The organism is Kribbella sp. NPDC049227 (assembly GCF_043197265.1).
In the GTDB taxonomy this organism is placed as follows: domain Bacteria; phylum Actinomycetota; class Actinomycetes; order Propionibacteriales; family Kribbellaceae; genus Kribbella.
This window is the reverse complement of the sequence record NZ_JBICST010000010.1, coordinates 296,449-322,251: the sequence shown is the minus strand read 5'-3', so window position 1 is coordinate 322,251 and position 25,803 is coordinate 296,449. Positions and strand designations below refer to the sequence as shown.

At 68.5% G+C, this 25,803-nt stretch carries 24 protein-coding genes; 10 read left to right on the top strand and 14 right to left on the bottom strand.

Going from position 1 to position 25,803, the window contains the following annotated elements; all coding sequences use genetic code 11:
- Positions 1–230: 230 nt before the first annotated feature.
- Positions 231–1,187: a methylmalonyl Co-A mutase-associated GTPase MeaB gene (meaB, locus tag ACGFH6_RS40845; protein WP_393395923.1), complete on the bottom strand. Its 957-nt coding sequence runs from the start codon at positions 1,185–1,187 to the stop codon at positions 231–233.
- Positions 1,187–2,401 carry an acetyl-CoA C-acetyltransferase gene (locus ACGFH6_RS40840; protein ID WP_393395920.1) on the bottom strand — a complete coding sequence of 405 codons (1,215 nt, stop codon included), beginning with the start codon at positions 2,399–2,401 and terminating at the stop codon, positions 1,187–1,189. Before ACGFH6_RS40840 ends, meaB begins: the two co-directional genes overlap by 1 nt.
- 115 nt (positions 2,402–2,516) lie before the next feature.
- Here ACGFH6_RS40840 and mce point away from each other — a divergent pair, with 115 nt between their 5' ends.
- From mce to ACGFH6_RS40815, 5 genes are all read left to right on the top strand, one after another.
- The gene (gene mce, locus ACGFH6_RS40835; RefSeq protein WP_393395917.1) at positions 2,517–2,948 is read left to right on the top strand and encodes a methylmalonyl-CoA epimerase; all 432 of its coding nucleotides are present in this window, start codon (positions 2,517–2,519) and stop codon (positions 2,946–2,948) included.
- A gap of 99 nt (positions 2,949–3,047) precedes the next feature.
- The gene (locus tag ACGFH6_RS40830) at positions 3,048–3,950 is read left to right on the top strand and encodes an anti-sigma factor RsbA family regulatory protein (protein ID WP_393395914.1); all 903 of its coding nucleotides are present in this window, start codon (positions 3,048–3,050) and stop codon (positions 3,948–3,950) included.
- A gap of 137 nt (positions 3,951–4,087) precedes the next feature.
- Positions 4,088–5,419 carry a crotonyl-CoA carboxylase/reductase gene (ccrA, locus tag ACGFH6_RS40825; RefSeq protein ID WP_393395911.1) on the top strand — a complete coding sequence of 444 codons (1,332 nt, stop codon included), beginning with the start codon at positions 4,088–4,090 and terminating at the stop codon, positions 5,417–5,419.
- A gap of 104 nt (positions 5,420–5,523) precedes the next feature.
- Entirely contained in the window at positions 5,524–7,509 is a 1,986-nt protein-coding gene (locus ACGFH6_RS40820; RefSeq protein WP_393395907.1) for a transposase, read from the top strand.
- A complete protein-coding gene (locus tag ACGFH6_RS40815; protein ID WP_393395904.1) occupies positions 7,506–9,014 on the top strand; it encodes an AI-2E family transporter in 1,509 nt (502 codons plus the stop codon). Before ACGFH6_RS40820 ends, ACGFH6_RS40815 begins: the two co-directional genes overlap by 4 nt.
- On the opposite strand, the gene ACGFH6_RS40810 is transcribed toward ACGFH6_RS40815, so the two are convergent.
- Complete coding sequence (locus ACGFH6_RS40810; protein ID WP_393395901.1) at positions 9,011–9,931, bottom strand: alpha/beta fold hydrolase; 921 nt, start codon at positions 9,929–9,931, stop codon at positions 9,011–9,013. The genes ACGFH6_RS40815 and ACGFH6_RS40810 overlap by 4 nt on opposite strands.
- 92 nt (positions 9,932–10,023) lie before the next feature.
- Between ACGFH6_RS40810 and ACGFH6_RS40805 the strand changes: the two genes are divergently transcribed.
- The 3 genes from ACGFH6_RS40805 to ACGFH6_RS40795 are packed head-to-tail and all read left to right on the top strand — an operon-like array spanning position 10,024 to position 13,041.
- Positions 10,024–10,542, top strand: a complete 519-nt coding sequence (locus tag ACGFH6_RS40805; RefSeq protein WP_393395898.1) for a PadR family transcriptional regulator — start codon at positions 10,024–10,026, stop codon at positions 10,540–10,542.
- Entirely contained in the window at positions 10,539–11,270 is a 732-nt protein-coding gene (locus ACGFH6_RS40800; protein ID WP_393395894.1) for an ABC transporter ATP-binding protein, read from the top strand. The genes ACGFH6_RS40805 and ACGFH6_RS40800 overlap by 4 nt, the downstream gene beginning before the upstream one ends.
- A gap of 22 nt (positions 11,271–11,292) precedes the next feature.
- Positions 11,293–13,041 carry an FtsX-like permease family protein gene (locus ACGFH6_RS40795; RefSeq protein WP_393395892.1) on the top strand — a complete coding sequence of 583 codons (1,749 nt, stop codon included), beginning with the start codon at positions 11,293–11,295 and terminating at the stop codon, positions 13,039–13,041.
- A gap of 3 nt (positions 13,042–13,044) precedes the next feature.
- Here ACGFH6_RS40795 and ACGFH6_RS40790 read toward each other — a convergent pair whose 3' ends face one another.
- The 10 genes from ACGFH6_RS40790 to ACGFH6_RS40745 form a co-directional block, all read right to left on the bottom strand.
- Positions 13,045–13,776, bottom strand: a complete 732-nt coding sequence (locus ACGFH6_RS40790) for a PIG-L deacetylase family protein (RefSeq protein WP_393395889.1) — start codon at positions 13,774–13,776, stop codon at positions 13,045–13,047.
- A gap of 10 nt (positions 13,777–13,786) precedes the next feature.
- Positions 13,787–14,659 carry a carbohydrate ABC transporter permease gene (locus tag ACGFH6_RS40785; RefSeq protein WP_393395885.1) on the bottom strand — a complete coding sequence of 291 codons (873 nt, stop codon included), beginning with the start codon at positions 14,657–14,659 and terminating at the stop codon, positions 13,787–13,789.
- Positions 14,656–15,591 (bottom strand): carbohydrate ABC transporter permease, encoded by a 936-nt coding sequence (locus ACGFH6_RS40780; RefSeq protein WP_393395882.1) that lies wholly within the window; start codon positions 15,589–15,591, stop codon positions 14,656–14,658. The genes ACGFH6_RS40785 and ACGFH6_RS40780 overlap by 4 nt, the downstream gene beginning before the upstream one ends.
- The gene (locus ACGFH6_RS40775) at positions 15,588–16,868 is read right to left on the bottom strand and encodes an extracellular solute-binding protein (RefSeq protein WP_393395879.1); all 1,281 of its coding nucleotides are present in this window, start codon (positions 16,866–16,868) and stop codon (positions 15,588–15,590) included. The genes ACGFH6_RS40780 and ACGFH6_RS40775 overlap by 4 nt, the downstream gene beginning before the upstream one ends.
- A 1-nt stretch (position 16,869) precedes the next feature.
- Positions 16,870–18,000 carry a GNAT family N-acetyltransferase gene (locus ACGFH6_RS40770; RefSeq protein ID WP_393395876.1) on the bottom strand — a complete coding sequence of 377 codons (1,131 nt, stop codon included), beginning with the start codon at positions 17,998–18,000 and terminating at the stop codon, positions 16,870–16,872.
- Complete coding sequence (locus tag ACGFH6_RS40765; RefSeq protein WP_393395873.1) at positions 18,000–19,097, bottom strand: exo-beta-N-acetylmuramidase NamZ domain-containing protein; 1,098 nt, start codon at positions 19,095–19,097, stop codon at positions 18,000–18,002. Before ACGFH6_RS40765 ends, ACGFH6_RS40770 begins: the two co-directional genes overlap by 1 nt.
- Before the next feature lie 126 nt (positions 19,098–19,223).
- Complete coding sequence (locus ACGFH6_RS40760) at positions 19,224–19,991, bottom strand: alpha/beta fold hydrolase (protein WP_393395870.1); 768 nt, start codon at positions 19,989–19,991, stop codon at positions 19,224–19,226.
- Between the two features lie 11 nt (positions 19,992–20,002).
- A complete protein-coding gene (locus ACGFH6_RS40755) occupies positions 20,003–20,302 on the bottom strand; it encodes a hypothetical protein (protein WP_360440391.1) in 300 nt (99 codons plus the stop codon).
- Positions 20,303–20,352: 50 nt separating this feature from the next.
- Positions 20,353–21,744 carry a M28 family metallopeptidase gene (locus ACGFH6_RS40750; protein ID WP_393395867.1) on the bottom strand — a complete coding sequence of 464 codons (1,392 nt, stop codon included), beginning with the start codon at positions 21,742–21,744 and terminating at the stop codon, positions 20,353–20,355.
- Positions 21,745–21,857: 113 nt separating this feature from the next.
- A complete protein-coding gene (locus tag ACGFH6_RS40745; protein ID WP_393395863.1) occupies positions 21,858–22,883 on the bottom strand; it encodes a fatty acid desaturase family protein in 1,026 nt (341 codons plus the stop codon).
- Between the two features lie 189 nt (positions 22,884–23,072).
- Between ACGFH6_RS40745 and ACGFH6_RS40740 the strand changes: the two genes are divergently transcribed.
- Both ACGFH6_RS40740 and ACGFH6_RS40735 read left to right on the top strand, forming a co-directional pair.
- Complete coding sequence (locus tag ACGFH6_RS40740; protein ID WP_393395860.1) at positions 23,073–24,368, top strand: sensor histidine kinase; 1,296 nt, start codon at positions 23,073–23,075, stop codon at positions 24,366–24,368.
- Positions 24,320–24,967, top strand: a complete 648-nt coding sequence (locus ACGFH6_RS40735; protein ID WP_131517943.1) for a response regulator transcription factor — start codon at positions 24,320–24,322, stop codon at positions 24,965–24,967. Before ACGFH6_RS40740 ends, ACGFH6_RS40735 begins: the two co-directional genes overlap by 49 nt.
- Here the strand turns inward: ACGFH6_RS40735 and ACGFH6_RS40730 are convergent.
- Positions 24,949–25,770, bottom strand: a complete 822-nt coding sequence (locus ACGFH6_RS40730; RefSeq protein WP_393395856.1) for a helix-turn-helix domain-containing protein — start codon at positions 25,768–25,770, stop codon at positions 24,949–24,951. The two genes, ACGFH6_RS40735 and ACGFH6_RS40730, sit on opposite strands and share 19 nt — an antisense overlap.
- Between the last annotated feature and the right edge of the window lie 33 nt (positions 25,771–25,803).

Sequence of the window (25,803 nt, the reverse complement as noted above, 5' to 3'; positions counted from 1 at the left end):
CAATTGTCACTGACTGAACACAGCCCACCGCACAATGCCCACCAGCTACAAGGTCCATTCTGTAACGGATTCGGGGGCATGGCACCCACCGGCGCGCCGCCGTGAGACGTGCATCGCACGCTACTCCGGAAATCCTGCGGAGTTTGCCCGATTTCGGAACAACCATGGGGTGAACACCAGGAAAAGACACAATGTGACACTCCGTGGTCGGTTGTTGCAGGTAAGGCTGATCAGAGCGCCGCGATCAACTCGTCCGCGGCCGTGTACGGGTCGGTGTTTCCTTCGGCGACCTTGGCGGCCAGTACGTCGAGCCGCGCGTCGCCGTGCAGGTGTGCGAACCGGGACCGCAGCGAGGTCATCGCGATCGCCTCGATCTCGTCCCGGGCCCGGCTCCGGCGCCGTTCGTCCAGGACACCGTTGGACCGCATCCAGGCCAGCCGTTCCTCGATCGCCGCCACCACCTCGTCGACCCCTTCGTTGCGCGAGGCAACGGTCTTCAGGATCGGCGGCGACCAGGCGCCTTCGGGCCGTTCGGCCAGCGCGAGCATGTGCCGCAGATCGCGGGTGACGTTCTGTACGCCGTCGCGATCGGCCTTGTTCACCACGTAGATGTCGCCGACCTCGAGGATGCCGGCCTTCGCCGCCTGGATCCCGTCACCCATCCCCGGCGCCAGCAGGATGAGGGTCGTGTCCGCCATCCCGGCGATCTCCACCTCGGACTGGCCGACGCCGACGGTCTCCACCAGGACGACGTCGTACCCGGCCGCGTCGAGCACCCGCAACGCCTGCGGGGTCGACCAGGCCAGTCCGCCGAGATGCCCACGCGACGCCATCGACCGGATGAACACCCCGGAGTCGGTCGCGTGGTCCTGCATCCGCACCCGGTCCCCGAGCAGCGCACCACCGGAGAACGGTGACGACGGGTCCACCGCGAGCACACCGACCCGCTTCCCGGTGTCCCGGTACGCCGTGACGAGCGCCGACGTCGATGTGGATTTCCCGACGCCGGGAGAGCCCGTGATGCCGACGATGTGCGCATGACCGGCGTACGGCGACAGGGCCGCCATCACCTCACGCAGCAACGGCGATTCGTCCTCGACCAGTGAGATCAGCCGGGCGACGGCCCGGGAGTCACCCTCCCGGGCCCGCTCGACCAGCTCCGAGACCGGTGCGGTCCGGCGCGGCATCAGCTCTTCGGGACCCGGACGATGAGCGCGTCGCCCTGGCCACCGCCGCCGCACAGCGCGGCCGCGCCGACGCCACCGCCGCGCCGGCCCAGCTCGAGCGCGAGGTGCAGGACCAGGCGGGCACCGGACATCCCGATCGGGTGCCCGACGGCGATCGCACCGCCGTTCACGTTGACCTTGTCCGGATCGACCTTCAGCTCCCGCGTGGACGCGATCCCGACCGACGCGAACGCCTCGTTGATCTCGATCAGGTCGAGCGCGGCCGGCTCGATGCCTTCCTTCTGGCAGGCCTTCGCGATCGCGTGCGCGGGCTGGCTCTGCAACGTCGAGTCCGGCCCGGCCACCGAGCTGTGGGCGCCGATCTCGGCGATCCAGGTCAACCCGAGCTCCTCGGCCTTCGCCTTGCTCATCACCACGACGGCGCAGCCACCGTCGGAGATCGGCGACGACGATCCGGCCGTGATCGTGCCGTCCTTGCCGAAGGCCGGACGCAGCCTGGCCAGCGCCTCGACCGACGTGTCACTGCGGACGCCTTCGTCGCTGTCGACCACGATCGGGTCGCCCTTGCGCTGCGGCACCTCGACCGGGATCACCTCGTCGGCGAACAGACCGTTCTTCCAGCCCTCGGCGGCCCGCTGGTGCGAGCGCACGGCGAACTCGTCCTGCTCCTCGCGGCTCAGCTTCAGGCCCTCGTTGTTGGCCTGGTCGGTGAGCGCCCCCATCGGCTGGTCGGTGAACGCGTCCCACAACCCGTCGTACGCCATCGAGTCGACCAGGCTGGTGTCGCCGTACTTGAAGCCCTCGCGGGACTTCGGCAGCAGGTGTGGCGCGTTCGTCATCGACTCCATCCCGCCGGCGACGACGATGTCGTACTCACCGGCGCGGATCAGCTGGCCGGCGAGCGCGATCGCGTTCAGGCCGGACAGGCAGACCTTGTTGATGGTGATGGCCGGGACGTTCATCGGGATGCCGGCCTTGACCGCGGCCTGCCGGGCGGCGATCTGACCGGCGCCGGCCTGCAGCACCTGGCCCATGATCACGTACTCGACCTGGTCCGGCGCGACGCCGGCCTTCTCCAGTGCGCCCTTGATCGCGAACCCGCCGAGCTCGGCGCCGGTGAAGCCCTTGAGGCCACCCAGCAGCCGCCCGATCGGGGTCCGCGCGCCGGCGACTATGACAGTGGTGTTCGCTGAACTACGGGTGGCGTCAGACATGTTGTCACGATACCTGCGACCGCACTGGTACGCCGCTGTCGATCAAGTCACACGCGTCGTGTCAGCTCTGCCACTTTCCATGGATTCCGGCGGCCGGCTGCGCCACTCTGGCGCTATGAAGAGCACCGTCACCGGGACCTTGTTCGACGCGATCGACCACGTGGGTGTCGCCGTGGCCGACTTCGACGAGGCGGTCCGGTTCTACGCCGAGGTGTTCGGCATGACGGTCGCGCACGAGGAGGTCAACGAGGAGCAGGGCGTGCGCGAGGCCATGCTCTCGGTCGGCGACTCCGGTTCGTCGATCCAGTTGCTCGCACCGCTGTCGGACTCCTCGCCGATCGCGAAGTTCCTGGACCAGCGCGGGCCGGGCATCCAGCAACTCGCCTACCGGGTCAGCGACCTCGACGCTGTCTCGGCGACCCTGCGCGAGCGCGGCGCCGAACTTCTGTACGACGAACCGCGCCGTGGCACCGCCGGTTCGCGGGTGAACTTCATCCATCCGCGCTCGGCCGGCGGCGTACTGGTCGAGCTCGTCGAGCCGGCCTGAACGCGGCCTTCACGACCGGTCTGTCACGGGCCTCGAACACCGGGTGACGGCGCGCCCCGACACGCCGCTCGGTAGCGATCGCCGGACTAGGCTGTTCGCGTGCTGAAGGACAGCGCCACCGACTCACTGGGCGGTGCGCACGCGGGGTTCCGGCACGACGCCTTCGTCTATGCCTCTGGCGAGGAGTTCGTGCTTTCCGCGGCGCCGTACGTCCGTGACGGCCTGGCTGCCGGTGAGAAGGTCGTGGTCGCACTGCCCCCGGAGCGGATTGCCGAGCTGCGCCAGGCGCTCGGTGAGGCGGCCGACCAGGTGCGTTTTATCGATATGACAGTCGCCGGCCACAATCCCGCCCGGATCATTCCGTTCTGGCGTGACGTCCTCGATCAGCACCCTGGCCGACCGGTCCGTGGGCTCGGCGAACCGGCATACGCGGGCCGGACGGCAGCGGAGTACGAGGAAGCCTTGCTGCACGAGGCTCTGCTGTCGGTGGCCTTCGCCGACGCCGTCGGTTTCCGGTTGCGCTGTCCGTACGATGCGGCCGTCGGGATCGATCCGACGGCGACCCACTCGGTGCCGGAAGGCCTTGCAGAGAAGACATTCCGCACCGCGCTGCCCGCCGTACCGGATCGGGCCGAGCGGTGGGAGTTCGGCCGCGGCGAGCTTGCGCAGATCCGGCAATGGGTCAATGCGCGGGCGTCGTCGCACGGGGTGTCGCGGGATCGGATGGACGACCTGGAGCTGGCGCTGCACGAGATCTGCACGAACAGCATCCGGTTCGGCGGCGGCACTGGGACATTGTCTGTCTGGATCGAGGACGGCTCACTGGTCTGCGACGTCGAGGACCAGGGACGGATCGACGACCTGCTGGTCGGACGCGTGCTCCCGCCACTCGACGCACTCGGCGGCCGGGGCGTGTGGCTCGCGAACCAGCTGTGCGATCTGGTGCAGCTGCGCTCGGGCGACGACTTCACCCAGGTACGGCTCTACACGCGCCTGCGCTGAATAAGACCACTGACAACGGTGGACTGCAAAAGTGACGGTCGTCTCACCGGCCCCTGCTTGTGTTACAAGGCACAGCCAGACGTGCATACTCAGCGGTAAGTTCCGCTCACCCAGACCGCCGCTGTAGGAGGTAGGACGTGAAGCAGATCCTCGAAGCGATTCTGTCCGGTGACACCACGGCCGTCGGTGAACTCGACGTACCGGACCACTACCGCGGCATCACCGTGCACTCCGACGAGGCGACGATGTTCGAGGGTCTGGACAGCAAGGAGAAGGATCCGCGCAAGAGCCTGCACCTGGACGACGTACCGACGCCCGAGCTCGGGCCGGGTGAGGCGCTGGTCGCGGTGATGGCGAGCGCGATCAACTACAACACCGTGTGGACGTCGATCTTCGAGCCGGTGTCGACGTTCGCGTTCCTGAAGCGGTACGGGAAGCTGTCGCCGCTGACCGCCCGCCACGACCTGCCGTACCACGTGGTCGGTTCGGACCTGGCCGGCGTCGTACTGCGGACCGGGCCCGGCGTAAACGCGTGGAAGCCGGGCGACGAGGTGGTCGCACACTGCTTGTCCGTCGAGCTCGAGTCGCCCGACGGGCACAACGACACGATGCTCGACTCCGAGCAGCGCATCTGGGGCTTCGAGACGAACTTCGGCGGCCTGGCCGAGCTCGCGCTGGTGAAGTCGAACCAGCTGATGCCGAAGCCGGAGCACCTCACCTGGGAGGAGGCCGCGTCACCGGGTCTGGTGAACAGCACGGCGTACCGGCAGCTCGTGTCCGCGAACGGCGCCGACATGAAGCAGGGCGACGTCGTACTGATCTGGGGTGCGTCGGGCGGGCTGGGTTCCTACGCGACGCAGTTCGCGCTGAACGGCGGGGCGATCCCGGTGTGCGTGGTGTCGTCGCCGGAGAAGGCGGAGATCTGCCGGGCGATGGGGGCGTCGCTGATCATCGACCGGTCGGCCGAGGGGTACAAGTTCTGGGCCGACGAGACCACACAGGACCAGAAGGAGTGGAAGCGGTTCGGGGCCCGGATCCGCGAGCTCACCGGTGGCGACGACCCCGACATCGTGTTCGAGCACCCGGGGCGGGAGACGTTCGGGGCATCGGTGTACGTCGCCCGGCGCGGCGGGACGATCGTGACGTGCGCGTCGACGTCCGGCTTCATGCACGAGTACGACAACCGCTACCTGTGGATGAACCTGAAGCGGATCATCGGCTCTCACTTCGCCAACTACCGGGAGGCCTGGGAGGCGAACCGGTTGATTGCCAAGGGCATGGTCCACCCGACGGTCAGCAAGGTCTATCCGCTCGAGGACACCGCGCAGGCGGCCTACGACGTCCATCGCAACCTGCACCAGGGCAAGGTCGGCGTACTCACCCTGGCCCCGAGCGAGGGTCTCGGCGTCCGTAATCCGTCGCTGCGGGCCCAGCACGAGGCCGCCATCAATCGCTTCCGTAACAGATAACGGTTGGGCCGGGTCGTCCCAGGGGCCCGATTGGCTGGTTACGCCCGAGTTCTGACAGGCTTAAGGTGGGGGATTCAGTGAGCCGCCAGAAGGGAATCTCGGGAATGCCTGACGAGTCGAGCCTGCCATTTTTCGACCGTACGGCGACAGCGGCCGGGGGCTTCCCGGTCAGTCGACGTGGGTACGACAAGCAGGCCGTGGACGACTACGTCCGCGCGCTGGAAATGCAACTCGTCGAGGCCCGTAACAGAGCCGATGAGCTCCAGGGCAGTGTCGCGCCGATGCAGCGCCAACTGGAGGAGACCCGGCGTCAGCTCGACGCCAGTGCCAACCCGTCGTACGCCGGACTCGGCGACCGGGCCGCGCAGATCCTCCGGCTCGCCCAGGACCAGGCGTCCGAGGCGCTCGAGGAAGCCCGCCGCGAGGCCGACGAGCTGCGCAGCACGGCAGCCAAGGAGGCCGCCGCCGTCCGGGCGACCGGTGAGCGCGAGGCCGAGGACATCCGCTCGGTCGCGCTGAACGAGGCCGACAGCCTGCGCCGGACCGCCGAGGGCGACGCCGCCGAGCTGCGCCGTACCGCGGAGACCGAGGGCTCCGAGGTCCTGCAGGCCGCGCGGCGCAAGGCCGAGCAGCTGCAGCTGACCGCCGAGTCGCAGGCCAGCACGCTGAAGAACGGTGCCCTGCACGAGGCGGAGAAGATCCGGACGGCGATCCAGCGCGAGTCCGCCGCGCTGCGGGCCCGGCTCGCCGACGAGCGTGAGCAGCAGGCCAAGGAGCTCGCCGACAAGCACCAGCAGATCGCGGCCGACACCGAGAACCTCACCACCCAGATGCGCGAGGCCGCCGAGGCCTCCGAGCGCCGGGTGGCGGAGGCGACCGAGCAGGCCCGCAAGATCCGCGCCGAGGCCGAGGAGTCGGCCGAGCGGACCATCACCCGGGCGCGGCGCGAGGCCGAGCAGTTGCTGACCACCGCCCGGACCCGCTCCGAGTCGGAGCTCGCGAACGCCGCGGACGAGGCGGAGCGGTCGCGCACGATCGTCGCCCGGGAGACCGAGCGGCTCGCGAAGCGCCGCGACGGCATCCTGACCCAGATCGCGGGTCTGAACGAGATCGCCAGCAACATCGCCCGCCAGGCCGCCGAACTCGACTCCGAGACCGCGGCTCCGGCGTACGTCAGCCCGTTCAACCGCCAGCAGGCGGAGTCGCCGAACCCGCTGGGCGGGCCGTCGAGCAACCCGCTGTCCGGGCCGCAGAACGCCCCGGCGCCCAGCCCGTTCGCGGCACCGCCGGAGGCACCCGCCCCGAGCCCGTTCGACGCACCGTCGGCTGCCGGCCCGATCGCTTCGAAGGACGAGAGCCCCTTCACTGCGAAGGACGACAGGCCGTTCGCGCCCAAGAGCGAGACCCCGTTCGCGCCCAAGGGTGACAGCCCGTTCGCGACGTCTACGCCGGCGTCGGGTGAGGCGTCGTACGACGAGGGTGCAGAGGGACCGTTCACCGGGGCGAGCCCGTTCGTCGGGCTGGGTGCGGGTGACGCGCGGGTCGACGAGACGCGCATCGACACCGCCCTGCGGGTCGACCCGAAGGACACCGACGCCCTGGTGAGCAAGACCGCCGGCGGCCCGGCCGACGAGTCCGACTCCCCCACGTCCACCTCCGCCTCGTCGTCCACGTCTGCGTCGTCCACCCCTGCCGCGTCCAGCTCTGCCGCGTCGAACTCGGGGTCGTCGAGCTCGGGGTCGTCGAACTCTGGCGCGTCGACCGCTCGCGGGTCCTCCCGGTCTGCGTCGTCCAAGACGTCCACGGCGTCGGCCGACGACGACTCGAAGACCGCTGACTCGAAGGCCGCCGATTCGAAGACCGCTGACTCGAAGGCCGCCGGCTCGAAGGGTTCCGACTCGACAGGCACCGACTCCAAGGCAGATTCGAAGGCGGACGACGAGCCGGCGGACTCGACGAAGATCGACGAGTTCAGGCTGGATGACCTGGTGTCGGGGGAGACTCAGGCCCGGCCGAACGGCGTGGCCGACGAGAAGAAGACCGACGAGGCCACGACGGGCTCGCGATCCCCGAAGGACAAGACGACGTGACGCCAGCCGGCGACGACACCTCCACCACAACCCCCGACCGGGACCTCGCCGAGGCAACCCGCGAAGCGCAGGAGGCCGCCGCCGAAGCAGAACAGGCGGCGGACCAAGCGGACCGCTCCGCCGAGGCAGCAGCAAAGTCCGCCGGACAGGCGAACGGATCGGCCGACGCAGCAGGCGAGTCAGCTGACACAGCCGGCGAATCGGCCGACGAAGCCAACAAATCGGCAGACAAAGCCGACAAGTCCGCGGACAAGGCGGATGAGTCTGCGGACAAGGCGGATGAGTCTGCGGACAAGGCCGACGAGTCCGCCGACGCAGCCGATGAGTCCGCTGACAAGGCGGGTGAGTCGGCTGGAGAGGTTGTGAGGTCGGCGGAGGCCAGGGCTCCGGCGGAGAAGGCGGACGGCGATCTCGCTAGTGAAATGCTGATCGAGGAGCGGCACCCGGACGTCGGCATGGGCCTGCCCGGTCCGCCGCTGCGGCGCTCGAGCCCGTTCATGTTCGGCTTCTTCGCGGCACTCGGCGTACTGGTCGCCTGGGGTTTGTGGAACGCGGCCGGCCAGGCCCGCTCGGTCCTGATCCTGCTGCTGGTCTCGATGTTCATCGCCGTCGGGCTGAACCCACTCGTCGAGTGGTTCATGCGCCGCGGCCTGAAGCGCGGCCTGTCCGTCGGCGTCGTGTTCCTGCTGATGATCCTCGCGGTCGCCGGCGTCGGGTTCGCGATCGTGCCGGTGGTCACCGACCAGATCGACAGCCTGATCAGGAACGCACCCCAGTGGCTCGACCTGGTGCAGAAGTCGAAGACGCTGGACGAACTCGACAACCGCTACCACTATGTCCAGAAGGCCAAGGACTACATCCAGGACCCGGCACTGGCGCAGCGCGCGTTCGGCGGCATCCTCGGTGTCGGCAAGGTGGTCGCGAACGCGCTGTTCAACACGTTCACGATCCTGATCCTGACGCTGTACTTCCTCGCCTCGCTCCCGTCGGTCAAGCGCGCGGCGTACAGCCTGGTCCCGCGGACCCGGCGTACTCGCGTCTCGATCCTCGGCGACGAGGTGCTGGCCCGGGTCGGCGGCTACGTCAGCGGCCAGTTCACGGTCGCCCTCTGCGCGGGCTTCTGCATGTTCGTGTTCCTGGAGATCGTCGGTCTGCGCGAGTACGCCGTGGCGCTGGCGATCGTGGTCATGTTCACCGCCTTCATCCCGATGGTCGGCGGCCTGATCGGCGTCGTCCTCGTCTCCCTGATCGGCTTCACCGACAGCCTGTGGACCGGCGTCGCCTGTCTCGCGTACGGGATCATCTACCAGCAGATCGAGAACTACGTCATCGCCCCGCGCATCATGCGCCGAGCCGTCGACATCCCCGGCGCCGTCACCGTCATCGCCGCCCTCCTCGGCGGCGCCCTCCTCGGCGTCGTGGGCGCCCTCCTGGCCATCCCCTCCGCCGCCGCCATCCTCCTCATCATCCGAGAGGTCTGGGTCCGCAAGGCCGACGATTCCTAAGCGCCGGGGGCTACGTCTCTGACCGCCCGTACGACGAGGTCCGGGCGGTCGAGGTGGATGTGGTGGCCGGAGTCGGGGACGACGGTATGGCGACCGTTGACTGTGGCAACCAGTTCGTCCAGGACTGCGGTGACCTGCTCGGTGCTGTCCGCAGGCCTGCCCTTGGTGGCTGTGAGCACCACGACCGGCAGCTCCGGCCAGACGCCGTGCGTACGGCGGGCGGCCAGGTCGTCGACGTGGTCGAGGATCATCGGGAACTCGTCGAGGTACGTGAACAGCTGCTCGTCGGTCTCCAGGTAGGACCGGCACGCCTCGACCAGCAGGCCCTGGAGGCGCTCATCGCCTCCGACGCTGCGGGCGACGTCAGTGGCGAGTTCGCGACCGAACTTCAGCACATCCGCACTCCGCGGATCCTCACTCGCCGACGCGGTCCGGCTCGGATGCCGGCCTACCTCCGCGCGGCCGTCTCCAGTGAGTAGCTCCGACCAGAGGATCTCGTGTGACGGGTCGAGCAGCACCAGGCCACTGACCAGTCCGGGCCGTGCCCAGGTTGCCAATTGTGCCAGCAGACCACCCCAGCTGTGCCCGACAACGACACAGGGTCCGACGGTCTCAAGGACTGCCAGCAGATCACCGAGCTGCAGATCCAGGCTGAGCGGCGCCGGATCACTGGCGCCGTACCCAGCCCGGTCGTAGACGATCACCCGATAGTCGGGAGCGAGCGCCTGGAACACCGCCGCGAACCCGGCGGCCGGTGACATCGCGCCGGCTTCGAACACGACAGTTGGCCCGGCGCCCGCCTCGAGCCACCGCAGCGCCCGACCGCCCCGGTCGAACTCACGCCGCTGACATTCCCCATCGACGAGTGCCTCGAAAGCCACGGCCACCTTGTCCGACGGCGAGTACGACGTACCCAACGATCCCCCTCCAGAGCCCGAGCAACCTGTCGGAATGTAGTCCACGAGCAGGGTCTGGACAGATAGGTAGCGGGTATATATTCTTGCTATCTATGCGGTCGCTGTTTCTTGCGTTGCTGGCTGACGAGAGCCGGTACGGGTACGAGATCAAGCAAGCCCTCGAGCAGGAGTTCGGGGACCTGCTGCCGGCGCTGAACGCCGGGCAGATCTACTCGACGCTGGCGCGGCTCGAGCGGGACGGGCTGGTGGTCGGGCAGAGCATCGAGGGCGACAACCGGCGCAAGCGGGTGTACGAGCTCACCGCGGCCGGCCGGGCGGCGCTGACGGGATGGATCGAGACGCCGGTGCCGGGCACACGGCTGAAGGACGAGTTCTTCATGAAGCTCGTGATTCTCGCGTCCGCGGGTCTGGCCGAGCCGAAGACGCTGATCGCCGGGCAGCGGCGCGAGTACCTGCAGTCCCTGCGCGACCTCGACGCCATGGTGGCGGCCGACGGGTCCCGGCCCGCGGCCGAGTTGCTGGCGGAGGGCGCGATCCTGCACCTGAAGGCCGACCTGGAGTGGCTCGACCTGATCGAGCAGCGACTGCCGATGCAACGGGAGCCGGCATGACACCGGTACTCGAGACCCGAAGGCTCGCGAAGACCTACGACACCGGGGGCACCCAGGTCCTGGCCGTCCGCGGTATCGACCTCACGATCAGCAGGGGCGAGTTCGTCGCGATCGTGGGCCCGAGTGGGTGCGGGAAGTCCACGCTGCTCAACCTGATGGCAGGGCTCGATCGCGTGACCGCCGGGGAGGTCTGGCTCGGCGGCGAGCGGATCGACCAGTTGAGCGAGACCGCACTGGCCCGGATGCGGCGGCAGAAGGTCGGGTTCGTGTTCCAGTTCTTCAACCTGATGCCCACCCTGTCCGCCGTCGAGAACGTCGAACTGCCCCTCCTCCTGGTCGGACGGCACCGGAAGGACGCCCGGGACATCGCGAGCAGACTGCTGGACGACCTCGGACTCGACGACAAGTACGACGCGGCGCCGTCCCAGCTGTCCGGCGGAGAACAACAGCGGGTCGCCCTCGCTCGGGCCTTGGCAAACACGCCGGACATCCTGCTCGGCGACGAGCCGACCGGGAACCTCGACTCGGCCTCGTCCCGCGAGGTGCTCGCCCTGCTCCGTGCCGCCCGCGACCGGGGCCAGACGCTGCTGCTGGTGACCCATGACACCCGCGTCGCCGCCGCCGCGGATCGGGTCATCACCCTTCGCGACGGGCTGGTGAACGACGACACCGAGCTGCAATCGGCCCGACCGGTCACGCTCCCCTTCGACGCCGGCGGACCGGCATGACGCTCACCCTGGTCAGGCCGGTATGACGCTCACCCTGGCCAGGCTTGCGTTCGCGGGACTCCGCTCCCGGCTACTCGCGAGCGCGCTGACGGTTCTGCTCTGCGGTGCCGCGGCCGCGACCATCGTGCTCGCGCTCGAGGTCGGGTCGACTGTCCGCGATCCGTGGCAGCGGACCTTCGCCGAGGCCAACGGCGCCCACGTCCTCGCGAACGTCGCCTCGGCGGCGGATGCGGACAAGATCGCGAGCCTCCCCGGCGTCGCCGAACGAGACGAGCCCATCCCGAACGCCAACGCCGCCGTACTTGGCATGACCGACCGACTGCAACTCGCCGGCCAGGCATCCGCGCCACACGTGAACACAGCAATCCCGATCGACGGTGCAGGCCACCCCGCGGATGGGATTGTGCTCGAGCGCAGCTTCGCCGACGCCCTCGGTCTCACCGTCGGTACGACGTTGCGCCTGGCAACGACCGGCGACCCGGTGGAGCTGACCGTCGTCGGTACCGCGGTGTCGCCCAGCCAGCCGCGCTATCCCCGCCGGAATCCCGGGCTGGCCTGGGTATCACGCGCCACACTGGAGCGCATCCAGCCGGACACCGGTCGCTGGCGCTGGACCGAGGCCGTCCGTCTCGCCGATCCGGCTGCCGCACCGGACTTCGCCGTACGGGCTGCCGGAGCCGTGCCGCCGAGCACCGCCGCCTTCGAAACGTGGCAGGATCAGCGCGACAGTGCACTGCAAGAGGCGGCGCCCACTCGGCTCGTGCTGACGACGTACACCATCGTCTTGCTCGCCGTGGTCTTCGCAGTGGTGGCGATCCTGGTCACGGCCCGCGCCGGCGCACAGTACCGCGAGATCGGACTGCTGAAGGCTGTCGGTGTCACGCCACGGCAGATCACTCTCGTGTTCGCGCTCGAGTCCGCCGTACTCGCGCTGATCGCGGTGGTGCTCGGCTTCGCGATCGGCGTAGTGCTCGCGCCACGGCTGGCCGCGTCGAGTGTCGCGACAATGGTGGGAGCGCCAACGATCGCGATGAACCCGTGGCATCTCCTCATCGCCGCCTGCCCCGTGCTGATCGTGCTGATCGGCAGCGCCGCGTCGTCGGCCCGCCGTGGCACCGGGTTCAGTGTCCTGCAGGCGATCCAGTCCGGTTCTGCGGCACCCGCGTCGCGATCACGGCTCGGGCGCCTGATCGGCCGGGCGACCCTTCCGGTCGTGTTGTCGCTCGGTCTCAAGGACCTTGTCACCCGGCGACACCGAGCCACGCGGCTGGCCGGTGCGATCGTGGTCACCGGCGCGGCCGTCGTCTTCGCGCTCTCGATGCAGGCGAACCTCAACGCCCGCGCCGCCGACGAGGTCAGCGACGTGCCGCGTGAGCTGCCCGTCCTCGTCTACACCCTCGACGCCGTGCTCCTCCTGATCACCGTCACGACCCTGATCGCGGTCGCCCTCCTCTCGGTGCGTGAGCGCGTCCGCGAGTACGGCGTACTGAAGTCCGTCGGCCTGACACCCCGGCAGATCGCGTCGAGCCTGATCAGCGCCCACGTCGCGCTCGCGGTCGTCGCGGTCATCGTGTCGATCCCGGTGGGCATCGCGCTCTACATCACCGTGTACGGAATCGCCGGCGGAAGCCGCGAGGACCGGGTGATCGCCTCCTGGTGGACACTCGCCCTCGTCCCGATCGGAACCATCCTCCTGGTCGCCCTCGCCACCAGCCTCCCCGCCCGCCTCGCCACCCGCATCCCCGCCGCCGAGGCCCTCCGCTACGAGTGAGGTCTACGGGCCGGCGAGTTTGGTGATTTCGGGGGTGGGGTTGGTGTGGAAGGCGCAGGCTCGGGGGTAGCCGGCCAGGCAGCCTCGGGTGGTCATGAGGGCGGTGTAGTAGTCGATATAGCGGAAGCCGTAGGTCTCGCCGCGGGCGAAGGCCTGATGGCGGATGGCGGAGACCCAGAGATAGAAGGCCTCGTCGGGGATGGGGACGTACATCGACGGCTGGAAGCCTTCCATGTCCTCCCAGTTCTCCGCGTGCAGGACCGAGCGCACGCCGTGCCGCGGGAGCGCGGCGAGCTTGCCCACGGCGCCTTCCATGCCGTCGATCTCCTGGTCCGACGGGAGACCGGCGAGGAACCGGGCCCGTTCGGCCAGGCTCGACGCATGTTCGTGGTCGCGGTGGATGCTGTGTTTCCAGTGGGTGATCAGCGTGTCGGGCTGCTTGTCGCGGATGATCGTGGCGAGTTCGAGCGCGACGTCGTCGGAGTCGGGGAGGAAGCCGTCACTGTGGTCGAGGACCAGGAAGTCGGCGCCGATCGCGGCTGCGAACGCCTCGCCCTCGGCGATCTTCTGCTTCTTGTACTCCGACGGCGTCATCCGCGGGTGACCCCGCTCCCCCGGAGTGAGCGCGACGATGGTGGCGCTCGCGCCCTCCAGGACCAACTTCGCCAGGGTCGGACCGGCGGTCAGGTCCATGTCGCCGATGTGCGCCCCGACGGCGAGCACTGTTTTGGTCACAAGGGTCTCCTCACTTCAGGCCACTCAGTACGACGCCTCGCACGTAGTACTTCTGGAACAGCAGGAACACGACGAGCACCGGCAGGGTGCTGAGCACCAGGCCGGCCATCACGATCGGCATCGTGCGGTCGGGGTCGAGGAAGCTCTGCAGCAACTGGATCCCGACCGGGAGAGTCTGCAGGGACGGGTCGGACGACGAGATCAACAGCGTCCAGATGTACTCGTTCCACTGCCCGATGAACGTGATCAGGCCGAGTGTGATCGCGACCGGCTTGGTCTGCGGCAGCACGATCAGGCGCCAGGTCTGCCACTGGTTCGCCCCGTCGATCTTGGCCGCCTCGAGCATCTCGTCCGGCAGCGACACCATGAACTGGCGCATCAGGAAGATGCCGAACCCGCTCACCGTGAACGGGAGGATCAGCGCGATCAGGCTGGTGGTGAGACCGCCGTCGCCGCCGCGACCGAGGAGGTCGTTGCCGCCGGCCAACGGCCAGTTCAGCATGATCAGGAACGTCGGGATCAGCAGCAGGAACGGCGGCAGCATCATCGTGGCCAGGATGAACCGGAAGATCACCGCGCGGCCGCGGAATCGGAGCTTCGCCAACGCATAGCCCGCCATCGACGACGTGACCAGGACGCTCACGGTCACGCTGACCGTGACGATCACGCTGTTGCGGAACAGCCGCCCGAGCTCGAGCTGGTCGAACGCCGCTTCGTAGTTCTCCAGCCCGAAGGACTTCGGCAGGAACTGGTACGGGATCACGCCGTACTCCCCCGCACCCTTGAACGAGCTCATCAGCATGTCGAGGAACGGCATCACCATCGCGACGCCGCCCAGGATCACCACCAGGTACGAGAACCACGGGAACCGTCGGCGCCTCATGACGTCTCCTCCCCGCGCCGCCGGGCGATCCACAACTGCAGCAGCGTGATCACGAAGATCACCACGAACAGCACCATCGCCATCGCGCTCGCCGTCCCCCAGGCGCCGAACTTGAACGCCTGCTGGTACATCTCGAACGCCGCCACGTTGGTCGCATTGACGGGTCCGCCGTCACCCGTCATGACAATGATCAATGCGAACGACTGCAGGCCGGCAATGAACTGTGTGATCAACACGAACAACAGTGAGGGCCGCAGCAAGGGCAGCGTGATCTGCCAGAACATGTGCCAGCTGTTCGCCCCGTCCACCTCGGCGGCCTCGTAGTACATGCCCGGGATCGCCTTCAGCCCCGCGGTGAGGATGAGTACGGCGCCCCCGATCGAGGCCCAGGCGTGGACGACGGTCACCGACGGCAAGGCGTACGACGCGTCGGACAGGAAGCCGATGCTGTTGACGCCGAGCTTGTTCAGGATGCCGTTGATCAGACCGGCCGGCTGGTACATCATCTTCCACACGTTGCCGATGGCCACCACCGTCGCAACGACCGGCAGGAAGTACAGCACGCGCCAGAACCCCTGGAAGCTGAGCCGGTCGATGCAGTAGGCCACCAGCACCGAGCCGACCGTGGCCATCACCACGGACCCGAAGGCGAACAGCAGCGTGTTCACCAGGATCGGCTTCACGAACGTGCCGTCGAAGCTCAGCACGTCGGCGAAGTTCTTGATCCCGGCGAACTCTATCGTGCCGAGGTCGAACCCGCCCCAGTCGGAGAACGCCAGCACGACGGCGAAGATGAACGGCAGGATGAGGAACACACAGAAGAACAGCAGCGACGGCGCGAGGAACAGGTACGCCGCCCGTCCCTCGCGATGCAGGGCAGGTCGCCTGGCCACGGTCACCGGGGCCGTGCGGACCTGAACAGCGGTCGTCATTGCGGCTTGACTGCCTTGGCCGCCTGCGCCAGCGCCTCGTCAGGACTCTTGCCATTGGCAAGCACGGTCATGATCGCATTGTGCAGAGCGGTCTTCGCCTCGTAGGCACCCGCCTGGTTCGGCTCCGGCATCGCGTACTCCGCGGCCGCGTAGATCGGCTTGAAGTTCGGGTCGGTCAGAGTCTTCTGGTACGTCGCGGCGTCCGCGGCGCGCGGCGGGATCAGGCCCTGGTCGGCCAGCCACTTGCCCATCTCGGTCACGCCGCCCTCGGTCTGGTGCTCGTTCAGCCAGCTGAGGAACTTCCACGCCTCGTCGGAGTGCTTGCTGCGCTGGTTCACGCCCATGAAGAAGCCGTACGCGAGCGATCCCTTGCTGCCCGCGGTCGGTCCCGGGATCGGGGCAACGCCGACGTCGGAGTACTTGTCCTTCATCTGGGTCTTCAGGCTGCCCAGCCACCAGCCGGCCTGGATCGCCATCGCGACGCCACCACTGCGGAACTGCTTGGTCGGCGAGATCGACGGGTTGGTCGCCTTCGCCGCGGCCAGGTCGGCCTCGACCTGCAAAGCGGACTTGCCGGCGTCGTTGTTGAACTGCGGTGAGCCATCCTTGCCGAGGAACGTTCCGCCGGCCGAGTCGAGCAGGGACAGGAACGGGTGCGCCGACTTGTTGTCGCCGTCCTGGATCAGGCTGAGGCCCTCGACCTGGACGTTGCCGTTGGCATCGCGCTTGACGACCTTCTTCGCCACATCCTCGAGCTCGGCCCAGGTGGCCGGCGGCTTGCTGACGCCGGCCGCGGCGAGGACCTTCTTGTTGTAGAACAGCGCGTACGTGTTGAACTCGGTCGGGTACCCGAGAAGCGTGTCCCCGGTCGTGACCGCGCCGAGGGCCGCCGGGCTGTAACTCGCCTTGATCTTCTGGGCGATCTCGTCGGGCACCTTCGCCACCACGTTCGCCTTCTCCAACTGGCCGCCCCACAGCCCGTAGGCGCTGACGATGTCCGCACCGCGGCCGCCGGTCTGCCGGACCGTGAGCGTGGTCAGGAGGTCATCGAACTTGACCACCTCGGACTTCACCTGGATGTCCGGATTCTCCTTGTTCCACTGCGCGATCATCTTGTCCAGCCCACTCTTGGCCGGATCCGATGCGTAGTGGCTGAGCAGCGTGAGCTGCACCTTGCCGCCACCACCGCCCGATCCGTCCCCGCCGCCGCAGGCAGCGCCGGTGGCCATGAGTCCGAGTGCCGCGACCAGGGCCGGGATGCCCTTTCTGATACGCATATCAGTCCTTCCCGTCGGACCGGACCAGGGAAGCCCGGAGGATGGTGAACGTGCGGGTGATGGTGAAGCCGGTCTTCAGATAGAGCTGCCCGGCCGCGGACTTCTCGCCGGTCCACAGGAACCACGCGCTGTGCGCGCCGAGGCCGGCCATCCGCTCCAGCGTCAGATGCAGGAGCACCTTGCCGAGCCCGGTGCCACGGCTGTCCGGGAGTACGCCGAACGGCCCGAAGCGATCGATCACACCTTCGTAGGTGCCGTGCATCGCCCACCCGAGGATCCCGCGACCGGGATCGCGCGCGACCACGATCCGGTCCAGTGGCATACCCGCCACCACGGCCTCACGGATCGCTCGCGCCCAGTCCGGATTGAAATCGACGCCGGCAATGTTGATCAATGTGGTCAACTCATCACCGGTCGGCGTCCCGAACGTGTATCCATCATTGATCAACATGTTGATCCGGTCGCGGACCTCCGCCGGGATCTCGTACCCGACCAGGCTCCGGTCCATCGCGACCGCGTCGTACTGCGGCTCGAACCCGAGGGCCGCGGCCAGCCGCTGGGAGGCGGGATAGCGGGCGCTGTCGAGGCCGGGGAGGAAGTAGTTCGGGGTGTACGACGAGAAGAAGACCTCCGACCGCCCTTGGTCGCGCAGCCAGTCGATGGCCGCCGTCAGCAGCTCGCGGCCGAGACCCCGGCCCCGATGGTCCGGGTGCACGAAGAAGAACGGGATCCATCCGCTCGCCGGTTCGAGGTCGTCACCTGCCGCCGCGATCAGTCGTCGTACGGCGTAGGCCGCGCCGACCACCTGATCGTTGTGCACGGCAACCTTGAGGCCGGCCGGGTCGAAGTTGCGGTCCAGCAGGAACTGGTCGAGGAACCGCGCGTAGCCGATCGGGTCCGCCGGCGCCGCGGCGGTCCACACCGAGGCGAGCGCCGGACCGTCACCGACTTCGAACGAGCGGATCACCAGGCCGCCATCGCCTTCCAACGAGCCGACCATCTGACCGTCACCGCCTTCCAACGAGCCGACCATCTGACCGTCACCGCCTTCCAACGAGCCGACCATCTGACCGTCACCGCCTTCCAACGAACCGACCATCTGGCCGTCACCGCCTTCCAACGAGCGGGTCATCAGGCCGTCCCTTCGTAGAGCAGCGCATCCGGCCGTGCCCAGCTCAGAGTTGTCGAGGGCAACAGGGCTACCGGGTCCTCTCCCGCCTCGAGCGACTTGCGCAGCGAGTCAGAGCCCCAGAGCTTGTCGAGCGAGGGCAGCAGGCCGAAGTCGGAGGGGTAGAGCTCGTTCAGCACCCGGAGCATGACCAGCGCGGTCCGCACCGGCTCGTACGCCGCCCGGTCCACGACATGCACCTGGACCCCGGGCACCGCCTGACCGGCGTACTTGCTGAAGACCGGTTCGAACCAGGTACGGCGGAACACGACGCCGGGCAGCTCGCACTCGCGCAACGCCGGGACGAACCGGGCGTCGACGAAGGGCGCGCCGATGGTCTCGAACGGCCGCGTGGTGCCGCGGCCCTCGCTGAGGTTCGTGCCCTCGAAGAGCCCGGTGCCGGGGTAGACGAGGGCGGTGTCGAGGGTCGGCATGTTCGGCGACGGCGGCACCCAGGTCATCCCGGTCCCCCACGAGTCGCGGCTCCAGCCGTCCATCGTGATGACCGTTGCCTCACCCAACTGACGGGCCAGCTCGCCGACAGTCAGGCCGTGCCGGAGCGGGATCGGGGCGCGGCCGACGAAGCTCTCGAAACCCGGCTGGAGTGCCGGGCCTTCGACCCGCACGCCGCCGAGCGGATTCGGCCGGTCGAGGACGACGAACGGCTTGCCCAGACGTTCGGCCGCCTTCAGGCAGTCGTACATCGTCCAGATATAGGTGTAGAACCGGGTGCCGATGTCCTGGATGTCGAACAGGAGCACGTCGACGCCGGAGAAGAGATCGTCCAAGGAACGACCGTGCCGCCGGTAGGTGTCGAAGACGGGCAGCCCGGTGTCCGGGTCGACGCCTTCCGCCTCGCTCTCGCCGGCTTGCGCCGTACCGCGCAGACCGTGCTCGGGACCGAAGAGCGCGGTCAGGGGAAGGCCGGCCTCCAGCAGCGCGACCGAGGCCGGTCGCAGGTCCGGCAGGACGCCGGTGAAATTCGTGATCAATCCGAGGCGGCCGTCGTCCACCAGGCCCGGTTCCCCGGCCAGACGCTCCGCGCCGGTCCGGACTGCCATCGCCAACCACCAACCCAGATCGTGGATCCTGCAGGAACTGGGTTGAAAACTTACCGATGCCTTCAGTCAGAGGTCAATAGATTACTGACAACCGTTTACCTGAACACTACCGAGCAAGCGGACTCCTCAGGGCAGGAAGGGTGTCAGTGCCGCGAGGAAGTCGTCGAGGCGCTCGGCGTGGACCCAGTGGCCGGCTTCGGGGACTTCGGCGTACTGGACCTGGGGGAAGTACGCCGCGATCGTCGCGCGGTGGTCCTGCTGGACGTACTCCGACTTGCCGCCGTAGATGAACAGCGTCGGTCCGTCGTAGTGCAGGCCCGCGACGTCGGATGGCCAGCCGGAGATGGCCGGCAGCGCCGCCTCGATCACCGGGAGGTTCGGCCGCCAGCGGGCACCGGCATCGTCGAGGATCAGGTTCTGCAGCAGGAACGCGCGGGTCCCCGGAGTCGGTACGGCGTCCACCAACTGGGCGTCGACGTCGGCCCGGCGCTGGACCGAGGAGAGATCGGCGTTGCGCATCGCCTGGGCGTACTCGACGAAGGCCGGCGGATAGGCGACCGGCGCGGCGTCGACCACGACCAGGCGCTCGACGACCTCGGGGAACCGCAGCGCGGTCAGCATCGCGGTCTTGCCGCCCATCGAGTGCCCGACCAGCGCGACCGGCCCGACCCCGAGGGACTCGATCGTCTCCCGGACGTCGTCGGCCATCTCCGGGTAGCTCATCGTGTCGGTGTGCGGCGAGGTGCCGTGGTTGCGCAGGTCGAACGCGAACACCCGGTGCGCACTCGCGAGGCGCCGAGCCGCGGTCATCCAGTTCCGGCCGGACCCGAACAGTCCGTGCATGACCACGACCGGCGTACCGGAGTCGCCGTACGACGCGACCGGGAGTTTCATGCAGGAGCCTTTCAGCGATGGCGCTGCCAGCAGGCGGTATGCCAGTGGCGGCGTTCGTCGAGGGACTGGGCGCCGCCGATCGCGGCGAGCAGGCTGGGGTTCTCCGGCCACACCACGACGTGCGGCGTGCCGGGCGCGATCTGCTGGTCGCACCCCGGGCAGCGGTAGGACTTGCCGGACGCGGAACCGGACACCCGGCGGACGATCCACCCGCCGTCGGCGCGCTCCTCCCGGAGCTGGCTGCCACCGAGCAACGGCCGGTCGCTGACGGGCCGCTGCCACTTCGACGGTTTCCTGTTCCGGGGTGACATAGCCCTGCAAGGCTATCCGTATGAGCCACGTCACCCCGGCCCAGGCAGGCTCAGCTCCGGGCGACGGCGTACGCCGCGCAGCCGATCAGCTCCATCGAGACCTGGAGACGCTCGAGGCTGACGTTCTTCGCGATGGTGTCCTCGGGCGAGTGGTACGGCGGCTCGAGGAACGCCGGTGAGATCTCACCACGCCAGGAGAAGTTGGCGGCCGCGATCCCGACCTCCTGGAACGACTGGTGGTCGGACGCACCACGCTGCACCGGCCCGACCAGCTGCGGGTCGTACCCGAGTCGCTGCCCGGCGGCCCGGACCGCGTCCGTCGCGGTGTTCGCCAGGCCGGTGAAGGAGAGCAGCCAGTAGGTGATCGCCGGGTCCCAACTGGTCGCCACCATGTCGTTCTGGAACACCGCCCGATGCCGGTCGCGCTGGTCCTGCGCCAGTTGCGCAACGTGGTAGCGCGATCCGATCAGCCCTTGCTCCTCCGATCCCCACAACGCGAACCGCAGCGTCGCGTTGGTGGAGATCCGGCTGAACACCTTGGCCAGCTCCATCGTGAGCACGGTCCCGGAGCCGTCGTCGTTGGCTCCTGGCGCACCGATCACCGAGTCGTAGTGACCGCAGACCATCACGATCGGCGAGTTCGCGCCGCCGCGGCCACGGCGTTCACCGATCACGTTGTTCGACACCAGGCCACGATGGGAGGTCGTGCTGAGCCGCAGCGGCAACGAGTTCACCACCGCGAGTGCTTCCCGGATCAGCCGCTTCTGCACCTGAGCCACCCCGAGCACCGGGATGGGCGCGTCGGTCAGACCACTCGGCGAGAACGCGGACGCGCGACGCGGGAACACCTGGTCGGCGGGCAGCAGGATCACCCCCACTGCTCCGCGCGCCGCCGCCTCCGCAACGAGAGCCGGACGCGCGGCCGTGGTGTCGTCCGCGATCACGATCGACCCGGCAACGTCGGCCGGCCAGACCGGAGCCGTCGCCGCGCCGACGTCGCGGACCGGTCCTTCGACCGTCACGTCCAGCTTGCCGCCGGGCGCCGCGCCGGCCTGCCAGCTCAGGTCGTCGGGCAGGATGCCCCGGACATCGAAGATCTGGGCGGTGAACTTGTCGGCGACCGGGAATGGCTCGAGCCGGGTCTGGTAGCCGAAGTCGTCGAGCTGGCCCGCGATGTAGTCGGCCGCGCGCTTCTCGCTCGTGGTCCCGCCGATCCGCGGGCCGATGTGTTCGGACAACACCTGCAGGTGGCGCAGCGCGCGGTCCGAGGAGAGGCCGGACACGATCTGACGGTCGTACTTGTCCAGCTTCGGGCGGTTCACCGCACCGGGTCGCTGGTCGTCCGCGGCCCAGGCGGGGGCAGCGGGAAGAGCCGTGGCGGCGGTGACGCCGGCGACAGCGCCGAGCAGGCCGCGACGACTCAAACCGGACGATTCGGTCATGCAAGGTCTCCTCACAAGGTGGGCGGCCCCGAGACCAGTGACCGTAACCGATCTGCGACTGGGTCGCTCCCCCTCGTGACAGATTTTCTTGCAGGGCAGGGAAATCCCGCGGTTCAGGCGTGCTGTTCGCGCAGTTCGTGGCCTACTTCGTGCATATGGCGCAACCCCATCCGGTACGAATCGATCAGGCCCGTGCTCACGTACGGCATCCCGATGCGTTCGCAGTACTCCCGCACGATCGGCTGGGCGAAGCGGAGGTTGGCGCGCGGCATGCTCGGGAACAGGTGGTGCTCGATCTGGTAGTTCAGTCCGCCCATCATCCAGTCGATGACGATGCCGCCGTTGACGTTGCGCGAGGTGAGCACCTGCTTCTCGAGGTGACCCCAGTTGGTGTCGTCGTCGGGCATCTCCATGCCCTTGTGGTTCGGGGCGAAGACGCTGCCCAGGTGCAGGCCGAAGATCATGTGGTGGATCAGCGCGAACAGCACTGCCTGTCCCGGCGACATGATGACGAACAGCGCGCCGAAGTACAGGCCCAGGTGCGCGGCCATCAGTCCGAGCTCCGTCTTGGACTCACGACGGCGCTTGAGCAGGAAGTTGATGCTCGAAACCTTGAGGTTGAAGCCTTCCAGGGTCAGCAGCGGGAAGAAGATCCGGGCCTGGTTGCGGCTCAGCCAGCCCTCCAGGCCTTCGCGTCCGGACGCCTGCTCCCTGGTCCAGACCAGGATGCCCTCACCGACGTCCGGGTCCTTGTCGGTGTGGTTCGGGTTGGCGTGGTGCCGGTTGTGCTTGTCGTTCCACCAGCCGTAACTCATCCCGAGCAGCAGGTTGCCGTGCAGCATCCCGATCCAGTCGTGCAGCTTGCGGGAGCCGGCGATCTGCTGGTGGCCCGCGTCGTGCCCGAAGAACGCGGCCCGGGTGGTCAGGATCCCCAGCGGGAGCGCGAGCAGCAGCACCCACCACGATGAGCCGAGGACCGCGATTCCGGCCCAGGTGATGCCCATCAGCGCGACGTTGATCCCGATCGCCATCGCGTAGGCCGCCGTACGCCGTTCCAGCAGGCCGGCCGTCTTGATCTCGCGGAGCAACGGGGAGAAGTCGCTACCACGGGTAGCAGAAAGCACTGATGGCTGAGCCATGTAGGTCCTCATCTCGAGAGCGGTGGGGGCCTAGGCGTACAGCCATGGCCAGGGTACGGCATCAACACTCGTCGCCCTAACGGCCGAAAACATGAGTGCTACTACCCGAACCCGGTGGGGACACAGTGCCCGCACGGGAGTGGACCTAACACCACTGAGACGAATCCCACCCTCAGTCATGATGGAGGCATGACCACCATCGCCACCCAGGCACCGCCGATGCGGTACCCCAAGCTCGCCCAGCCGTGGATCGCGCTGGCCCTGTCGATCCTGGCCGAGCTCGGGATCGCGTTGTTCGTGCTCAACGTGGTGGCCGTGCCGCTGATCGCGGTCTGGGTCGGGATCCCGCTGCTCCTCGCGTTCGTGCCCGCCGCGCGGTGGTTCGCGAACTGCCACCGCACGATGCTGGCCGGCTTCCTCGGTGAGCGCATCCCCCGCCCGTACAAGAAGCCCCCGATGCCCGGCATCCTGATGTGGCTGCGGACCACCCTGACCGACCCCGCCACCTGGCGCGACATCATCTGGCTGCTGGTGAACGCGGTGATCGGCTTCACTCTGTGTCTGCTCAGTGCCGTTCTGTTCCTGGCGTCGCTGTTCTACCTGGTCTATCCGCTGCTCGTCGGCGTCACCCCCGAGGGCGTCTTCACCGAGCCGTTCGGCGGGCTGGTCACGGTGAACTTCTGGACCAGCTTCCTGGTGACGCCGGTCGCCCTGATCGCCTTCATGATCTGGTACGCCGCCGGCGAGCGGCTGCTGAAGGCGAACGCGTTCATGGCCCGTTCCCTGCTCGGCCCGACCGAGAGCGCCAAGCTGGCCCTTCGGGTCCGCGAGCTGGCCGAGTCCCGGGCCGAGACCGTCGACACCCAGGCGGCCGAGCTGCGCCGGATCGAGCGGGACCTGCACGACGGCGCCCAGGCCCGGCTCGCCGCGCTCAGCATGAACCTGGGCATGGCCGAGGAGATGGTCGCCCGCGACCCGGCCCAGGCGGCGGCGCTGCTCACCGAGGCCCGGGAGTCGGCCAGTACGGCGCTGTCCGAGCTGCGCGACCTGGTCCGCGGGATCCACCCGCCGGTGCTGGCCGACCGCGGCCTCGAAGGTGCGGTCAAGGCGCTCGCGCTGTCCTGCCCCTTCAAGGTGGACGTCACCTTCGACGTTCCCGGCCGGCCTGCCGCGCCGGTCGAGTCGGCGGCGTACTTCGCGGTGGCCGAATGCCTCGCGAACGCGGTCAAGTACTCGGCCGCGACGACGGCCTGGATCCAGATCACGCACGAGGAGGAGAAGCTGCACATGATCGTCGGTGACGACGGCGTCGGAGGTGCGGTGATCCGGCCCGGAGGCGGTCTGTACGGTATCGAACGGCGGCTGGCCGCCTTCGACGGTACGTTGACCGTGGTGAGCCCGAGCGCCGGGCCGACCACCGTGATCATGGAGCTGCCTTGCGAGTCCTCATCGCTGAAGACCACGCCCTCCTCCGGGACGGCCTGATCCGCCTGCTGGAGGCGCACGACTTCGAGGTCGTCGAGGCAGTCGACAACGGTCCCCGGCTGGTGCCCGCCCTGGTGGAGCACCGGCCGGATGTGGCCGTTGTCGACGTACGGCTCCCACCGACCTTCACCGACGAGGGCCTGAAGGCCGCGATCGAGGCCCGCCGCCAGGTCCCCGGCCTGCCGATCCTGGTCCTGTCGCAGTACGTCGAGCAGCTGTACGCGCGGGAGCTGTTGACCGGCGGCGGAGGCGCGGTCGGCTACCTGCTCAAGGACCGGGTCTCGAACGTGGCCGAGTTCCTCGATTCGGTACGACGGGTGGCTGCCGGCGGGACCGCGATGGACCCGGACGTGATCGGGCAACTGCTGGCCCGCAACACGCGCGACGAACCGATCGGCCGGCTGACGCCACGCGAGGCCGAGGTGCTCGGCCTGATGGCCGAGGGCCGGTCGAACGCCGCCATCGCCAGCGCCCTCTTCGTCACCGAGAAGGCCGTCAGCAAGCACACGAACAACATCTTCTCCAAGCTCGACCTCCCGCCTTCGGAGGACGACAACCGCCGAGTGATGGCAGTCCTCACCTACCTGTCGTCGCGCTGACGGTACGTCGTCGGGCTGCTGCCGGTGTGGTGGCGGAAGCGGGTGGAGAAGTACAGAGGATCGAGATAGCCGACCTGCGCGGCCACCGAGGCGACCGAGCGGCTGGTGAGCTCGAGGAGGGTGCGGGCCGCGTCGAGGCGGCGGTGCTCGACGAACTGCTGCGGGCTGACGCCGAGCTGTGCGCGGAACAGGTGCGCGAAGCGGGACACCGAGAGACTCGCCGCGCGGGCCAGCCGGGGTACGTCGAGGTTCGCCGTCAGATCCTGGTCGATCAACTCGATGGCGCGCAGCAGCCGGTCGTCGATCTGCACCGCCCTGGGGTTCTGGGTGTCGCACCACAGCAGGGCGGCTTCGAGGGAGTTGGCGCTCAGCTGTTCGGCCTGTGGGAGGACGCTGCTCTGGTGCCGGACGGCGTCACGCAGGTGGTCGGCGATCCGGTCGGCGGTCGGCCCGGCGGGGCGGAGCTGAACGATGCCCGGGGCAACTTCCGGCCAGTCCAGCAGCGGGAGCCAGTCGGGTTTCGGGTTGAGGTGGGCGTAGAGGAAGTGCCACCGCTCCCCCACGGTGCCGTAGTCGTGCAGCGTGCTCGGGCGGACGAGCGTCACCGTACCGGGGTCGGCGACGACGTCGCCGGTCGGCCCGCCGAAGCGGCCCCGGCCGTCCAGGGTGTGCACCAACAGCCAGTCCGTCGTGCCGCGTCTGCGGAAGGTCGCGTAGTCGGAATCCTCGTCGAACTCACCGGTGAGCAGTCGCCGGACGACCGGGGTCGGCGAGTCTCGGGTAGCAGGATCTCGAAGGTTCACAGCTCGATAGGCTATCGTCCCGGCCGCCCGTCG

What these genes read in the sequence shown, in the direction of transcription:
- meaB (WP_393395923.1), bottom strand. Translation starts at nt 1,187, where the DNA reads ATGCCGCGCCGGACCGCACCGGTCTCGGAGCTGGTCGAGCGGGCCCGG.
- ACGFH6_RS40805 (WP_393395898.1), top strand. Translation starts at nt 10,024, where the DNA reads ATGCGGTCGCTGTTTCTTGCGTTGCTGGCTGACGAGAGCCGGTACGGG.
- ACGFH6_RS40770 (WP_393395876.1), bottom strand. Translation starts at nt 18,000, where the DNA reads ATGACCCGCTCGTTGGAAGGCGGTGACGGCCAGATGGTCGGTTCGTTG.
- ACGFH6_RS40755 (WP_360440391.1), bottom strand. Translation starts at nt 20,302, where the DNA reads ATGTCACCCCGGAACAGGAAACCGTCGAAGTGGCAGCGGCCCGTCAGC.
- ACGFH6_RS40800 (WP_393395894.1), top strand. Translation starts at nt 10,539, where the DNA reads ATGACACCGGTACTCGAGACCCGAAGGCTCGCGAAGACCTACGACACC.
- ACGFH6_RS40765 (WP_393395873.1), bottom strand. Translation starts at nt 19,097, where the DNA reads ATGGCAGTCCGGACCGGCGCGGAGCGTCTGGCCGGGGAACCGGGCCTG.
- ACGFH6_RS40745 (WP_393395863.1), bottom strand. Translation starts at nt 22,883, where the DNA reads ATGGCTCAGCCATCAGTGCTTTCTGCTACCCGTGGTAGCGACTTCTCC.
- ACGFH6_RS40740 (WP_393395860.1), top strand. Translation starts at nt 23,073, where the DNA reads ATGACCACCATCGCCACCCAGGCACCGCCGATGCGGTACCCCAAGCTC.
- ACGFH6_RS40795 (WP_393395892.1), top strand. Translation starts at nt 11,293, where the DNA reads ATGACGCTCACCCTGGCCAGGCTTGCGTTCGCGGGACTCCGCTCCCGG.
- mce (WP_393395917.1), top strand. Translation starts at nt 2,517, where the DNA reads ATGAAGAGCACCGTCACCGGGACCTTGTTCGACGCGATCGACCACGTG.
- ACGFH6_RS40750 (WP_393395867.1), bottom strand. Translation starts at nt 21,744, where the DNA reads ATGACCGAATCGTCCGGTTTGAGTCGTCGCGGCCTGCTCGGCGCTGTC.
- ACGFH6_RS40840 (WP_393395920.1), bottom strand. Translation starts at nt 2,401, where the DNA reads ATGTCTGACGCCACCCGTAGTTCAGCGAACACCACTGTCATAGTCGCC.
- ACGFH6_RS40820 (WP_393395907.1), top strand. Translation starts at nt 5,524, where the DNA reads ATGCCTGACGAGTCGAGCCTGCCATTTTTCGACCGTACGGCGACAGCG.
- ACGFH6_RS40780 (WP_393395882.1), bottom strand. Translation starts at nt 15,591, where the DNA reads ATGACGACCGCTGTTCAGGTCCGCACGGCCCCGGTGACCGTGGCCAGG.
- ACGFH6_RS40785 (WP_393395885.1), bottom strand. Translation starts at nt 14,659, where the DNA reads ATGAGGCGCCGACGGTTCCCGTGGTTCTCGTACCTGGTGGTGATCCTG.
- ACGFH6_RS40775 (WP_393395879.1), bottom strand. Translation starts at nt 16,868, where the DNA reads ATGCGTATCAGAAAGGGCATCCCGGCCCTGGTCGCGGCACTCGGACTC.
- ACGFH6_RS40760 (WP_393395870.1), bottom strand. Translation starts at nt 19,991, where the DNA reads ATGAAACTCCCGGTCGCGTCGTACGGCGACTCCGGTACGCCGGTCGTG.